Genomic DNA, 13,396 nt, shown 5'->3' on the forward strand with positions numbered 1-13,396 from the left:
CCGTATCAGTGGCCCTCGACCCGGTCGTAGACGGCGGCGAGCCGGGCGCGCGCGTGTTTCCAGGTGAAGCCCTCCTCGACGTGCTGCCGGGCGCGGCGGCCCAGGTCCCGCGCCGCCTCCGGATATTCGAGAAGCACCCGGATGGCGCGGGCCAGCTCGGCCGGCCGGTCCGGTGGCACGAGCCGCCCGTGCTCCCCCAGCACCTCGCGGATCACCGGCAGATCGGAGGCGACGACGGCGGTGCCGGCGGCCATCGACTCCCACACCTTGATCGGGCTGCACCCCTGGTCCAGGTTCCGCGGGCTCGCCGTCAGCGGCGCCACGGAGAGTTCGGCGTGCGTCAGCCAGGCGGCGACCTCGTCGTGCGGCAGGGTGTGCTGCCACGTCACCCGGTCCTCGACGCCGAGCCGCTCGGCGAGCCGCCGCAGCGGGCGGGCCCGCGACGGCGACACCGAGGAGCAGACGACCAGCGACAGGTCGGTCAGGTCGGCCAGCCGGGCGAACGCTCGCAGCAGCACGTCGACGCCCTGCCAGGGCTGCAGCGCCCCGACGTAGATCAGGTAACGGCCGGGGGCGGCGGGTGGGCGCGGCAGGCCGGGCCGCACCGGGTCCGCGCCGTTCGGGACCAGATGCACCCGTTCGGGTGCGGCGCCGCGGCTGGTCACGGCCGCTTCGATGACTTGCGACGGTACGACCACCGCGGCGGCCCGGCGCAGGCACTCCCCTTCCAGGTCCCGGATCTTCGCGAGGGTGCTCGGCGCGGCGAGCGGCCACGCGTACGGCAGCTCGATCGACGGCAGCCCGTTGGCCTCGTAGACCAGTCGCCCACCGGCCGAGAGCGCCGGCAGCGCGCCCCACGGATCGCGGACGTGGCACAGCCGCAGCGTGTCGCGGTGCGGCGCCAGCCGGTCGGCGACCCAGGCCGAGAACGCCTCCGCCCGGTCCAGCAGGTTCGGCACCACCGCACCGAACCGGACGATCTCCACGCCGCCCTCACGCTGGTAGGCGGGCAGTCCCCCGCCACCGAGCACGCAGAGCAGACCGCCGCCGTACCGGTCGAAAAGCTCGGCCGCCATGTGCCGGATGTGCACGGCGGAGCCCTTGGCCGACGGAAAACGATCGAACGCGACGTAGGCCGCGCGATGCCCCTCAGACACGAACACGCTCCCGATGCCAGGCGATCTGCCGGGCCAGCCCCGCGTCCAGGCCGGTCCGGGCGGTCCAGCCGAGCAGCCGTGCGGCCCGGTCCGGGCCGGCCCAGGTGCGGGCCACGTCGCCGGGGGCGGCGGCGGCCGGCTCGGTCGGTGGCGGGGTGCCGAGCAGCGCCCCGATCCGCTGGAGGGCGTCGCGGAGGCTCACGCTCTCCGGATGGCCGACGTTCAGGACGGTCCCGGGCGGCAGCGGCGCCCGCGCGGCCCGGACGGTCGCGTCGACCACGTCGCCGACGAAGGTGAACGACCGGCTCTGGTCGCCGCCGTACAGCGGGGCCGGGGAGCCGTCGAGGGCCGCCTCGACGAACCGGTGGAACGCCATGTCCGGGCGCTGGCGCGGCCCGTACACGGAGAAGTAGCGCAGGATGACCGCCGGCACGCCGTCGCGCGCGGCCTCCTGGGTGAGCTGCTCGGCCCGCGCCTTCGACATCGCGTACGGACTCCGCGGGTCGATCCGATCGTGCTCCGCGCATGGGCGGGCCGCGCTGCCGTACACCGACGAACTCGAGGCCAGCACGAACCGCGGCCGGTGCCGGGCCGGCCGGGCCGCGCACGCCGCCAGCAGCCGTTCGGTGGTGGTGACGTTGTCCCGGTGGGCGGCCGCCCGGCCCCGACCCCACGAGGTGCGCACGCCGGGACGGCCGGCCAGGTGCAGGATCGCGTCCGCCTCCGCCAGCGGGGCGAGGTCGTCGGTTGCGAGATCACATTCGGTCACGGTCACGCCGGCGTGGGACAGCTCGGCGCTGTTGGCCGCCGCGGCCTCCGGTGCGGCGGCACGTTCGACGGCGTCGACGGCCAGCACGTCATGGCCCGCGGCGATCAGGGTCTGCACGAGATGGCTGCCGATGAAACCCGCCGCCCCCGTTACGACCACTCGCACAACCAGGCACTGTAGCTGAGCGCGGGCCGGGCGGTTCCGGCCCCTGTACCGGGGAGGAAAGATGAAGCTGCTGGTGATCGGGGGAAGCGGGCTGCTCGGCCGGGAGATCGTCCGGCAGGCGGAGCTCGCGGATCATCGGGTCACGGCGACCTTCCACCACCACCGGCCGGCAAAGCGCGCGGACCTTCAGGTCACTGCGACCTTCCACCACCACCGGCCGGCGGAGTCGGCGGACCGTGAGGTCGCGGCGACTTTCCACGACCGGCAGGCCGGGGCGCGCGGTCGGCGGATCGACATTCGCGATCGGGCCGCGGTCGCGGGACTCGTCGCGGAGGTCGGGCCGGAAGTGATCGTCAACGCCGCATATCAGCAGGCAGACTGGGTGACCACCGCGGACGGTGGAATGCACGTCGCCGCGGCCGCCGCGCGGGCCGGGGCCCGCCTCGTGCACGTGTCGAGCGACGCGATCTTCTCCGGGCGGGCGGATTGCTACGACGAGACCGCGCGGCCGGATCCGATCACGCCGTACGGCGCTGCCAAGGCCGCCGCGGAGGTCGCGGTCCGTGGGCTGGTGGCGGACGCGGCCATCGTCCGTACGTCGCTGATCATCGGTGGCGGGGAGTCCGTCACCGAGCGTCACGTACGCGGGCTCGCCACCGGGGAGCGGGAGGGAGCCCTGTTCACCGACGACATCCGGTGCCCGGTCCACGTCGGCGACCTGGCGGCCGCGATCCTGGAGCTGACCGCGGAACCCGGCGTGCACCACGTCGCCGGGGCCGACGCGATCAGCCGGCACGAACTCGGTGTTCTGATCGCCCGGCGGGACGGCCTCGACGAGACCGCGCTGCCCACCGCGTCCCGGGCGCGCAGCGGCCTGCCGGGCGCCCTGGCGGTACGCCTCGACTGCGAGGCGACGCAGTCGCGCCTGACCACCAGACTGCGCGGAGCCCGCGAGTTCCTCACGACGCCCGAGCAAGACCGAATGCCGTTCGGCAGAAGTTGATCCTGGCACGCCACGAGCGAGGCGACGCGCGGTGCCGACCGAGTTCGCCGACGGGCGGGGCCACGAGTGAGGCCGACGGGCGGCGCCGCGGACAGAACCGGCAGGCGGCGGCACGGACAGATCCGGCAGGCGGCGCCGCAGGCAGGGGCGGCGGGCGGCGCCGCAGGCAGGGGCGGCGGGCGGCGGCGCAGGCAGGGGCGGCGGGCGGCGGCGCAGGCAGGGGCGGCGCCGGAAACGCCCGGATTGAGTCGGAAAGGCGTCGCGGATGGTCGCCGCCGGCGCGTAACCGGTGCGCCCCTCGGGGTCGTTACACCCCATGTTTTCCCCTGTCGCCGAGTCCGGGAGGACCGATTTCGTGCAGCCTCAGCCGCCGCGCCGCACCACCCACGCGCACGGGACCGCGAACAACCGCCTGATGTACGACCGCTGGGGCCGGTTCGGCCGCCCCGTGGTGCTGCTGCACGGGCTGTTCTACGACCGGACGATGTGGTGGCCGGTCGCGGCCGAGCTGGACGGGAACTGCGCCGCGGTGGCGGTGGACCTGCCGGGGCACGGGGAGTCACCGGCGCGCGACGTGCACGACCTCTCGCGGCTGACGAGGGATCTGGCCACCCTGGTGAGCGGTCTGGACCTGCACCGGGCGCCGGTGCTGGTCGGGCACGGGGAGTCGGCGCTGCTGGCGCGGGCTTTCGCGGAGCGTTACGCCGTACAGCATGTGATCGCCCTGGACGGCGGTGCGGACGCGGACCTGAGTGTCGTACCCGAGGCCTATCGTCAATTCGCCGTGCGCCGGACGGACCCGGAGCTGTCGGCGGCCTACCGTGAGTGGTCCGGTGTCCCGGTCGGCGCGGCGCCGTCGGCGCACGCCGCCGGCGGCCAGTTCCCGCATCTGCGCGACCCGGCCGGCTTCGCGGCCCTGCTCCACGGCCTCGTCTAGGAGAGCCGGCCCGGTCATGACCCGCGCTGGCGGGAGAAGTGGCCGACCCGCGCCTCAGCGAACAGCAGCCGACCCGGCCCGGTCACGATCCGCACTGGCGGGAGAAGTGGCCGACCCGCTCCTCGGCGAACAGTAGTCGGACCGGCTCGGTCACGATCCGCTCTGGTGGGTGTAGTGGCTGGCCCGTTCCTCGTCGAGCAGCAGCCGGCGCAGCCGGCCCAGCGCCCGGGCACGGGTCGGCCCGATCGCGCCAACCGGGATGTCCAGCCGCGCGCTGATCTCCGTGTACCGCGCGTCCGGGTCGGTCGCCATGTGCCACAGCAGCTGCCGCTGGCGCTCCGGCAGCCGGGCGAGCGCACGGCGCACACTGGCCGCCTGCTCGGCGCGGAGCAGGCCGGTCTCCGGCGCGTCGCCCGGCTGGACCAGCCACTCGTCGAGACCGGTCATCGGGCACTCGCGCTCCCGGCCGGCGACCGCGTGCAGGCAGAACCGCCGCATCGTCACCGCCAGCCAGGAGCCGAGCGCCTCCGGGTGCTGCAACCGGTCGATCCCGTTGAACAGTTGCAGCCAGGTGGCCTGCGACAGGTCGCCGACCTGGTCCGGCGGGATTCGGAATCGGCGCGCGATGGCGCGGAGCCCGGGACCGTACGCCTCGACGAGACTGCTCCACGCCTGCTCGTCACCGGCCCGCGCGTCGCGCACCACCGCGGTCAGGTTCTCCGCCACCGCCTGTCGCATGTCCGCCACTCCTCTGCTCCGGCGTCAGTCGCCGACCACAGAAGACTGCCGACGGTGGCGACCGTCTCGCGCCGGGGAAATCCCTGGTGTCATGCGAATGAGGTACGCGAAGGCAGAATCTCGGCATGTTTCGCGAAAGCCTTCCGGAGCGACGGGAAGCACGCCGGCTGCTGGTCGGCGTGCTGCTCTCGGCGATCGGGCGGGGTCTGACCCTGCCGTTCCTGTTCATCTACCTGACCGACGTCCGTGCGATGACCGATGCGTCCGCGGGGCTCGCGATCGGCTGGTTCGGGGCCGTCGTCATGCTGCTGGCGCCGGTCGGCGGGTCGCTGATGGACCGGTTCGGCGCCCGGCCGGTGGCACTGTTCAGCCAGATCGGTCAGGCGGTGGGCAGTGTCCTGCTCGCGTTCGCGGTGACGCCCGCCCTCGCTCTGCTCGCGTTGACGGTCATCGCCGTCGGGTCGGCGTCCACCTGGGCGTCCAACGCGACAATGCTCGCCTCGCTCACCGGCGAAGGGGAGCGCCAGCGCGTGTTCGGGGTCCAGTTCGCCCTGCTCAACCTGGGGATCGGCGTGGGCGGACTGATCGCCGGGGCGTTCGTCGACGTGCACCGGCCGGTCACCTTCCAGCTGATCTATCTGCTGGACGGCGTGACGTTCCTGGTCCCCCTGGCCATCCTGCTCGCCATGCCGGCGGTGGGCCGCCGGGCCGCCGCGCCCGGCCGCTCCGAGACCGAGGCCGGCGGCTATCGCGAGGTCTTCCGCGATCGCGCCTTCCGGCGCGTGTTCCTCTTCGGCCTGGTGCTGACGACCTTCGGGTACGGCCAGATCGAGGTCGGTTTCCCGGCTTTCGCGGTACGGGCGGTCGGCACCGGCACCCGGGTGGTCGCCTGGGCGATGGCGGCCAACACGATCGCCATCGTGGTCGCCCAACTGCTGGTGATCCGGCACCTCCAGGGTCGCAGCCGCAGCCGCGCCCTCGCCGTGACCGGCGCGGTCTTCGCGATCTCATGGCTGGTCCTGGGTGCCGGCGCACTGGCCGGTGACCAGGCGCCGCTGCTCGCCGCGGTGCTGGTGATCGCCTGTTCGGCGATCTTCGGCCTCGGCGAGACCCTGCTGCAGCCGGTCCAGCCGGCCCTGGTCAACACGCTCGCCCCGGATCGGCTGCGCGGTCGCTACAACGCCGCCAACTCGATGATCTTCGGGATCAGCTCGGTGATCGGGCCGGTGACCGCGGGGCCGCTGATCGGCGCCGGGCATGCCACCGTGTGGGTGCTGCTCACGATCGGTGGCTGCCTGCTGGCCTCGCTGGTCGCCCTGTCCCTGCGCCCCCTGCTGACCCGCGCCCAGGACGGACGGCCCGACCGGCCCTCCGAGGTGCTTTCCAGGTGAAGGCCGGCCGGGACGTACCGGTCAGAAGATCGAGCCGAGGCTGCCGGGCGTGAACAGGTGGTCCTCGATCGTCTGGTCGGCGGGCGGAGCCGCGACCTGCACCACCGTCCCGTAGTGGGAGTAGCTGACCACCATCGCCGGATCACGCAGGGTGACCCGGCTGAACCGCCCGGCGACGTCGAACTCCGCGGCGGCCGCCTTCCGGGCCGGCGCCCAGGGGAAGTCCCGGTCGAAGGCGGGAGCATCGGACGGGGCCGCCAGGTGCACCCACTTGCCGAGGTCGTCGCCGTACTGGCCGGGAAAGACGCTGTGCGGCGGTTCTCCGGTCAACTTCACGTAGACGTCGGCACCGACCCGGCGGACGACGTAACCGTCACCGGTCATCTCCCAGTTGCCGGTGGCCTGGTCGATCACGCCGGAGACCTTCTCCGCCTCGCCGAACACGACGGTGAACCGGGCGGACTCCTGGCCCAGCCGGGCCACCGCCTGGGCCGGATCGGGCGTGGGCGAGGTGGTCGCCGGCGGTTGCGCCACCACGGGCGCCTTCTCGAGGAGGGAACAGCCGGCCGGTGCGAACGCGCTGGCCAGCAGCACACTTCCGATGACGAGCCGCCGAATCTGATCATGCACGGCCGCAACTATAGGAGATCGATCCCCGCCCGGCCCGCCGCGTCCGCGGGCCTCGCCCTCCGCCCGGCCGTGATGGTCGCCTCGGCCGGGTCCGCGGCGCTGGACCTCCGGGGTGTGACGCACACAACCACGCCAGATACTCTATCTAAACTATAGGCTTTGCGGGATAACGGGTTTCCTGGAGGTCCGATGAGCCAACGACAACCCCACCTGGCGCTGGAGCTCGGCGAGCACGCGGGCGACCTCGCCACGAGCGCCGAGGCGGCCGGCTTCGCACTGGTCACCATCGCCGATTCGCCGCTCGGCGGCGCCCGGATCGAGGCCGGTGTCCGAGCGGCCCACCTCGCCCGGCGGACCCGGCGGATCGGGCTCGCGCCCACCCTGCACGTCACCGTCACCGAACCGTTCCACCTCGCCACCCAGCTCGCCTCCCTGGACCACGCCTCGCTCGGTCGCGGCGCCTGGGTGGTCGGCGCGCAGAACAGCGCCGAGGCGTACGCGACGGTCGGCCTGCCCCGGCTGGACGGCGCCGAGCTGCGGCGGGAGATCACCGACGCGATCGACGTGGCCCGGCAGTTGTGGGACTCCTGGGAGGACGACGCGATCATCCGGGACCGGTCGACCGGCCGGTTCCTGGACGCCGGCAAGGTGCACCACGTGAACTTCACCGGCGCGCGGTTCTCGGTGGTCGGACCGTTGATCACCCCGCGGCCGCCCCAGGGCCGGCTCGTGGTCCTCGGCTCCGACGAGCTCGGTGTGACCGACCGGCTCGACATCGCCCTGATCGCCGCTCCGACGCTGGACGAGATCACCGACCGGACCCGGCGGGCCCGGGCCGACGGCGCCCCGCTGGTCTTCGCCGACCTGGAGGTGCACCCCGCCGGCCACTCGTCGCCACCCCGGCACCTCGCCGACGGCTCGTCGCCGCCGCTCCGGCACACCGGCGGCGCGGACGAGCTGCCGGAGCTGATCGAACGGCTCGGCCGTGTGGTCGACGGCGTCCGCCTGCACCTCGCGGACCCCGGGGCCCTACCCGGGATCGCCGCCGCGCTGGGCCGTCCACCGGTGACCGGACCGACCCTGCGGGACACGCTCGGGCTGCCACGGCCCGCCAACCGGTTCGCCACTGTCGCGTAGGGAGTCGCTCATGTCGCACCGTCTGCACCTGGGAGTGTTCTTCACCGGCGTCGGGCCGCAGCTGATCTGGACCGATCCGGCGTTCAGCTCGCACACCCACATCGACACGTTCATAGCCACGGCGAAAACGCTGGAACGCGGACTCTTCGACGCGTTCTTCCTCGGCGAGGGCCTGCGCGTACGGGAGAATCGCGGACGCGTCCACGACCTCGACGTCGCCGGACGGCCCGACGCCATCACCCAGCTCGCGGCCCTGGCCGCGGAGACCTCGCGGATCGGCCTGGTCGCCACCCAGAACACCACCTACAACTTCCCGGCTGACCTGGCCCGGCGTCTGGCCGGCCTGGACGCGATCTCCGGCGGCCGTGCCGGATGGAACATCGTGACCACCGACAACGCGTGGACCGGCGAGAACTTCCGCAACGGTGGATGGCTGCCGCACGACCGCCGTTACGCACGGGCCGGCGCGTTCGTCGAGGTCGCGAAGGCACTGTGGCAGGGGCACCCGGTCGACCGGCACGACGACCTGATCGACGTGACCGCGGCGCCGACCGTGCCGGCCCGCCCGGTCCTGTTCCAGGCCGGCGACTCCCCCGGCGGCCGTGACCTGGCCGCGCGCCACGCGGACGTGGTGTTCTCGGCGAACACCGACTATCACAAGGCCATCGCGTACGCGGCCGATCTGCGTCGGAGGCTGGCCGGTCACGGCAGGTCCCCGGACTCGCTGCGCATCCTGCCGGGGGCGGCGGTCGTCCTCGGCGACACCCCGGCCGAGGCCGCCGAGAAGGCCCGATGGATTCAGCGCGAGCAGGTCACCGGCCCGCGCGCCCTCGCGTTCCTGGAACAATATTGGGGCAAGGACCTTTCCGGGTACGACCCGGACGGCCCCCTGCCCGACATCGAGCCGACCGAGGGTGAGCTGGACCCGTCCCGCGGAACGATCTCGATCGAGCACCGCACCGGGAAGGCGGAGCGGATCGCCGGTTGGCGGCGGCTCGCCGCCGAGCGCGACCTGTCCATTCGCGACCTGGTCATCGAGGTGACGCCGCAGCACAGCACGTTCGTCGGCACCCCGTCACAGATCGCCGACGAGTGGTCCCGCTACGTCCGCGACCGTGCGGCCGACGGGTTCAACATCCTCCCGCAGCTTCTGCCCGGGACGATCGAGGACATCGTCGACAAGCTGATCCCCGAACTTCAGTCCCGCGGCGTCTATCGAACCGAGTACGAGGGCACCACCCTGCGCGAACACCTGGACCTACCCGGCTGACCGGCTCGGCGACCGGTCACCGCCGCCGTCGGCGGTGACCGGAGGTGCCGGTGTTCTCACCTTGCCCGCGGTTCTCGGGCGAGGGACGTCGTCGACGGCGGTGCAGATGCCGAAGACCCGGGCATACGAGGTCCAGCCGTTCACCCGGCCGCGGTTGTTGCTGATCTGCACCCGGCCGGCATCCGGGTTGATCGCGGACACCAGGTGCAGGTAGGTGGTTCCCGCGACGCGGGCCAGCACGATGTCGCCGACCTCGAGCCGCGCCGGATCGACCGGTGCGACGGTGACCAGTTGGCGGCTCCGGATCAGCGGCACCATGGACGACCCGGTCGGCCGGAACCGGATCACCGCTCCCCCGGCCACCCGCATCCCATGCGCGTCCAGAGCTCCCATCAGCCGCAGTCTTCAGCCCCCGCCCGCACCCCGCCACCGGTTTTCCACCACCGGCCCGGCCCACGCCGCGGTGCCGGCCATGGCGGCGGTCAGCGGGGGTCGGTGGGGAGGATGGCGAACAGCAACGAGTCGCGACGCCCGTGGCGGGTCTGGAGGTGGCTGCGCAGGCGGCCTTCCGCCCGCAGTCCCGCCCTGGTCAGCGCCCCCACCGAGCCGGCATTGCCCGGGTGGCAGGTCGCCGCGATCCGCTCCAGGCGAAGCTCCTCGAAGCCGAACCGGATCAGCTCACGGAACGCCTCCGTGGCGTAGCCCCGGTTCCACACCGATGGGTGGAAGACGGCACCCAGCGCACCACGCCGATGACCGGCGTCCTCCACCCAGATCGCGACCGTCCCGACGAGCGCGTCATCCTCCTCGACGACGGCGGCGAGCGTGAACGAGCGCCGATCCGATTCGCCGGCCTCCAGGACGCTCTCCCGGATGAAAGACCGGGTCTCCTCGATCGTGTTCGGACCCCAGTCGGTGAGCCGGGTGACGACCGGGTCGCTCGCGTACGCATGCACCCGCTCGACGTCGTCGGGTGCGAAGTCCCGCAGCAGGAGCCGCTCGGTACGGAGGGATCTCCGGCCCGGCGAGGACGGGGTGACTTCCATGCCGCGCACGCTATCGCGGCCCGCCGCCTCCACCCACGTCATCCGCAGGTGACGATGATCATCGAATAGAGCACTGTGCAGAATCGGCCAGCCGGGCGCGGACCTCCATCAGCGCGAAGCCCAGCAGATTCAGCCCGCGCCATCGCGCCGGGTTCTCGGCGCGCGGATCCTCACGGGTCAGTCCGATCCCCCAGATCCGGTCCGTGGGGCTGGCCTCGACGAGGACCCGCCCGCCGGTCCCGGCCAGGAACGTACCCAGGCCGGGGTTCTGCTGGAACTTGGCGAGATTGCCGGCGACGACGATGGCGAACCGTTCGGCGTCCCACACCTGCTGGTCGAAGGGGGTCACCCGGCCGCCGAGCAGCTTCGCGTCCCGCGGATGGCCCGCTGCGAGGATGCGCTCGGCCGACACGGTGTCGCCGAACAGCATCGCCTTGCGCCACATCATGTAGTGCTCGGCCGTGGCGAACCGGTTGCCGTCGACCGTGAAGCCCTCCGCCGACCACTGGCTCAGGCAGGAAGCACTCGCCCTGCCGTCCCGTGCCGGAGTGTGGCCCCAGAACAGGAGGTATTTGATCCGCTGACCAGAAGCGGTCAGAGCGATCAGGTCGGCGACACTGCGAACATCGGCGGGCATCCCGACAGTCTGCCTTGACCCCGCTTCCCGTGCCCCACGAATTTCGCCGGGTACCGCTACGATCTTCGTCAATCGCTTGGCCGGTGCGGAAGGGAACATTTCGTGTCTGACGACCCCAGGATCGACACTTCGGTCGCGCATCCGGCCCGGCGCTACGACTACCTGCTCGGCGGCAAGGACAACTTCGAGGCCGACCGCCGGTCCGCGGCCGAGATCGTGAAGCGGCACCCCACCGCGCGGCTGAGCGCGCAGGAGAACCGGTTCTTCATGCACCGCGCGGTGCGGTACATGGCGCGGCGGGGGATCCGGCAGTTCCTCGACATCGGCACCGGCATCCCGACCTCGCCGAACACGCACGAGATCGCACAGGAGATCGAACCCGCGGCGCGGATCGTCTATGTGGACAACGACCCGCTCGTGCTGGTCCACGCGCGGGCGCTGCTGACCGGCACGGAGCAGGGCCGGACCACGTACATCGAGGCCGATCTGCGTGATCCGGCGAAGATCCTGGCCGACTCCGAGGTACGCGACACCCTGGATCTCACCGAGCCGGTGGGGCTCCTGCTGATCGCCGTCCTGCACTTCATCCGCGACGACGACGATCCGGCCGCGATCCTCGGCACGCTGATCGACGCGCTTCCGGCCGGCAGCGTGGTCGCGGCCTCGCACGCCACCCCGGAGTACATGCCCGCAGAGCAGGTCGCGACGTTGCGCGCGGTGATGGAACGCCAGTGGCGCGACCGCACCGGCACCGAGCTGCGGGAGCTCTTCACCCGGCCGGACCTGCGGCTGCTCGGCCCCGGCATCCAGTCGGTCGCCCGCTGGTGGCCGGACGAGGCACCCCAGCCCCGCCCGGCGGTCGAGTCGGTCGCGTCGAACGGCGTGATGGCCGAGATCAGACGGACCTAGCGCGCTCACCGACCCGGGCCGGGGCCTCGGCTTCCGCCCCGGAGAGGTACCGCCGCACATAGGCGCGGAGCACCTCCGGACGGTTCATCGGACAGACGAGTCCGACGTGGCCGTCCGGTCGTACGAGCAGAAGGTCCTGGGCATCGCCCAGCGATCCGGCGGCCTCGCGGTCCGCGGCCGCGAAGGGTTCGACGGCGATCGGCGCCGGGCAGCCCACCAGCGCCAGGCGCAGCGTGTCGCCGGCGTCGGTGCCCGCAAAGCGGAGGTGGTGCAGCAGCGTCCACCGGTCATAGCTGAGCAGTTCGTGCAGCCGGACCGGTCGCCCGCGGCGCGAGACGACCTTGACGTCGGGCACCCGGTCGCCGGCCCGGATCCCGCCGATCGGCCAGCGGCTCCGGCCGTGGGAGAGGGGGCTGCGGCGATGGTGCCGGCCGAAGTCGCTCATCATCCACTCCGTGCGCCGCTGCATCGCGTCGAACGTCAGCATGGTCCGCAGCAGCAGGCCGCGCAGCTGATGCGGCACCGGCGACAGCTTCATCTCCATCGGGCTGACCCGCATGTCACGGATCACGCTCGCGGCCAGGGCCCGCTGCTCCAGGTCGTACGAGTCGAGCACCGGGTCGGCGGCCTGCCCACGATGCACCGCGGCCAGTTTCCAGGCGAGGTTGTACGCGCCGAGCATGCCGACGTTCATCCCGTGCCCGCCCAGCGGCGCCCAGGTGTGCGCGGCGTCGCCGGCCAGCAGGACCCGGCCCGCGCGCAGCCGGGTGGCGATGCGGTCGGCGAACCGGGCCCGGCTCAGCCAGACCGGCTCGGTGAGCACCAGGTCCAGGTCCGGCATCCGGGCCGCGCCGGCCACCAGGTCGCGCAGCTCCCGCAGCGTGGGCGGGTCGTTGAACTGCGGATCCGGGTCGTCGCGGACGCAGAAGACCCGGTACCCGCAGCCCGGGGTGGGGAAGGCGATGACCGACCGGTGCGGGGAGAGGAAGAAGTATCCGTCCCCCGGCTTCTCGGGCAGGGGCCAGGACGGGATGACGTTGCCCTGGACCACCTGCATGTTGGGCCGCTCGGCACCGGGAAAACCGATGCCGAGCAGTTCGCGTACCGTGCTCCGGACGCCGTCGCAGGCGATCACCCAGGCCGCCGTGATCCGCTCCACCGCCCCCTGGGCACGCTTGACGGTGACCCGCACCTGGTCGTCGTCCTGTTCCAGGTCGGTGACCCTGGTACGCCGGTCGACCGTCACCCCGAGCCCGGCGAGCTCCTCGGCGAGCAACCGTTCGATGTTGTGCTGCTCGATCGTCATCGCCCTGGGGTAATTGGAGGCGAGCCGGCCCGAGGTCAGCTTGCCGATCCGGCGCCCCGAGGAGAAGACGGTGCCGCTCGCCATCTCGTACGCGTTGCGCCGGATCGTCTCGCCGACACCGAGCGATCCCAGCGCCTCCCCCGCGCGCGGGAAGATCACATCGGCCCGCGGCTCCCGGTTCGTGCCCGCCGCCCGGTCCACCACCGCGACCCGCATCCCGAGCCGGCGTAACGCGATCGCCATGGTCAGCCCGACCGGGCCGGCCCCGACGACGAGTACCTCGATGTCCTGTCGCATGGTC

Annotated in this window: 14 protein-coding genes; 6 read left to right on the plus strand and 8 right to left on the minus strand. The window is 72.6% G+C overall.

Translation table 11 applies throughout. From position 1 onward, the window contains the following. Window positions 1–5: 5 nt before the first annotated feature. Together CHC09_RS30255 and CHC09_RS30260 are read right to left on the minus strand one after the other, a co-directional pair. Entirely contained in the window at window positions 6–1,163 is a 1,158-nt protein-coding gene (locus tag CHC09_RS30255) for a glycosyltransferase (RefSeq protein WP_244911617.1), read from the minus strand. Next, window positions 1,150–2,091, minus strand: coding sequence for an NAD-dependent epimerase/dehydratase family protein (locus tag CHC09_RS30260; RefSeq protein ID WP_089296644.1), 942 nt, complete (start codon window positions 2,089–2,091; stop codon window positions 1,150–1,152). The genes CHC09_RS30255 and CHC09_RS30260 overlap by 14 nt, the downstream gene beginning before the upstream one ends. Window positions 2,092–2,152: 61 nt before the next feature. Here CHC09_RS30260 and CHC09_RS30265 point away from each other — a divergent pair, with 61 nt between their 5' ends. Together CHC09_RS30265 and CHC09_RS30270 are read left to right on the plus strand one after the other, a co-directional pair. Continuing rightward, window positions 2,153–3,094 carry a sugar nucleotide-binding protein gene (locus CHC09_RS30265; protein ID WP_089296645.1) on the plus strand — a complete coding sequence of 314 codons (942 nt, stop codon included), beginning with the start codon at window positions 2,153–2,155 and terminating at the stop codon, window positions 3,092–3,094. A 355-nt stretch (window positions 3,095–3,449) separates the two neighbouring features. Beyond that, on the plus strand, window positions 3,450–4,031 hold the full coding sequence (locus CHC09_RS30270) for an alpha/beta fold hydrolase (protein ID WP_179277342.1): 582 nt from the start codon (window positions 3,450–3,452) through the stop codon (window positions 4,029–4,031). 150 nt (window positions 4,032–4,181) lie between these two features. On the opposite strand, the gene CHC09_RS30275 is transcribed toward CHC09_RS30270, so the two are convergent. Next, window positions 4,182–4,769, minus strand: a complete 588-nt coding sequence (locus CHC09_RS30275; protein WP_089296647.1) for an RNA polymerase sigma factor — start codon at window positions 4,767–4,769, stop codon at window positions 4,182–4,184. Between the two features lie 125 nt (window positions 4,770–4,894). Between CHC09_RS30275 and CHC09_RS30280 the strand changes: the two genes are divergently transcribed. Beyond that, window positions 4,895–6,160: an MFS transporter gene (locus CHC09_RS30280; protein WP_089296648.1), complete on the plus strand. Its 1,266-nt coding sequence runs from the start codon at window positions 4,895–4,897 to the stop codon at window positions 6,158–6,160. A gap of 21 nt (window positions 6,161–6,181) precedes the next feature. Here the strand turns inward: CHC09_RS30280 and CHC09_RS30285 are convergent, their stop codons facing one another. Then, window positions 6,182–6,790 (minus strand): flagellar basal body L-ring protein FlgH, encoded by a 609-nt coding sequence (locus tag CHC09_RS30285; protein WP_089296649.1) that lies wholly within the window; start codon window positions 6,788–6,790, stop codon window positions 6,182–6,184. Between the two features lie 189 nt (window positions 6,791–6,979). Here CHC09_RS30285 and CHC09_RS30290 point away from each other — a divergent pair, with 189 nt between their 5' ends. Beyond that, on the plus strand, window positions 6,980–7,927 hold the full coding sequence (locus CHC09_RS30290; RefSeq protein ID WP_089296650.1) for an LLM class flavin-dependent oxidoreductase: 948 nt from the start codon (window positions 6,980–6,982) through the stop codon (window positions 7,925–7,927). Window positions 7,928–7,937: 10 nt separating this feature from the next. Further along, complete coding sequence (locus CHC09_RS30295) at window positions 7,938–9,197, plus strand: LLM class flavin-dependent oxidoreductase (protein WP_089296651.1); 1,260 nt, start codon at window positions 7,938–7,940, stop codon at window positions 9,195–9,197. On the opposite strand, the gene CHC09_RS30300 is transcribed toward CHC09_RS30295, so the two are convergent. The 3 genes from CHC09_RS30300 to CHC09_RS30310 form a co-directional block, all read right to left on the minus strand. Continuing rightward, window positions 9,186–9,590 carry a S26 family signal peptidase gene (locus tag CHC09_RS30300; protein ID WP_089296652.1) on the minus strand — a complete coding sequence of 135 codons (405 nt, stop codon included), beginning with the start codon at window positions 9,588–9,590 and terminating at the stop codon, window positions 9,186–9,188. The two genes, CHC09_RS30295 and CHC09_RS30300, sit on opposite strands and share 12 nt — an antisense overlap. An 89-nt stretch (window positions 9,591–9,679) precedes the next feature. Then, window positions 9,680–10,243, minus strand: a complete 564-nt coding sequence (locus CHC09_RS30305; protein WP_179277343.1) for a GNAT family N-acetyltransferase — start codon at window positions 10,241–10,243, stop codon at window positions 9,680–9,682. 58 nt (window positions 10,244–10,301) lie between these two features. Further along, entirely contained in the window at window positions 10,302–10,880 is a 579-nt protein-coding gene (locus tag CHC09_RS30310; RefSeq protein ID WP_089296654.1) for a riboflavin biosynthesis intermediates N-glycosidase, read from the minus strand. 102 nt (window positions 10,881–10,982) lie between these two features. Here CHC09_RS30310 and CHC09_RS30315 point away from each other — a divergent pair, with 102 nt between their 5' ends. Continuing rightward, window positions 10,983–11,789: an SAM-dependent methyltransferase gene (locus CHC09_RS30315; protein ID WP_089296655.1), complete on the plus strand. Its 807-nt coding sequence runs from the start codon at window positions 10,983–10,985 to the stop codon at window positions 11,787–11,789. Here CHC09_RS30315 and CHC09_RS30320 read toward each other — a convergent pair. Beyond that, window positions 11,776–13,392 carry an FAD-dependent oxidoreductase gene (locus CHC09_RS30320; RefSeq protein WP_089296656.1) on the minus strand — a complete coding sequence of 539 codons (1,617 nt, stop codon included), beginning with the start codon at window positions 13,390–13,392 and terminating at the stop codon, window positions 11,776–11,778. The two genes, CHC09_RS30315 and CHC09_RS30320, sit on opposite strands and share 14 nt — an antisense overlap. Between the last annotated feature and the right edge of the window lie 4 nt (window positions 13,393–13,396).

The sequence above is a fragment of the Actinoplanes regularis genome, from assembly GCF_900188005.1.
Lineage (GTDB): Bacteria > Actinomycetota > Actinomycetes > Mycobacteriales > Micromonosporaceae > Actinoplanes > Actinoplanes regularis.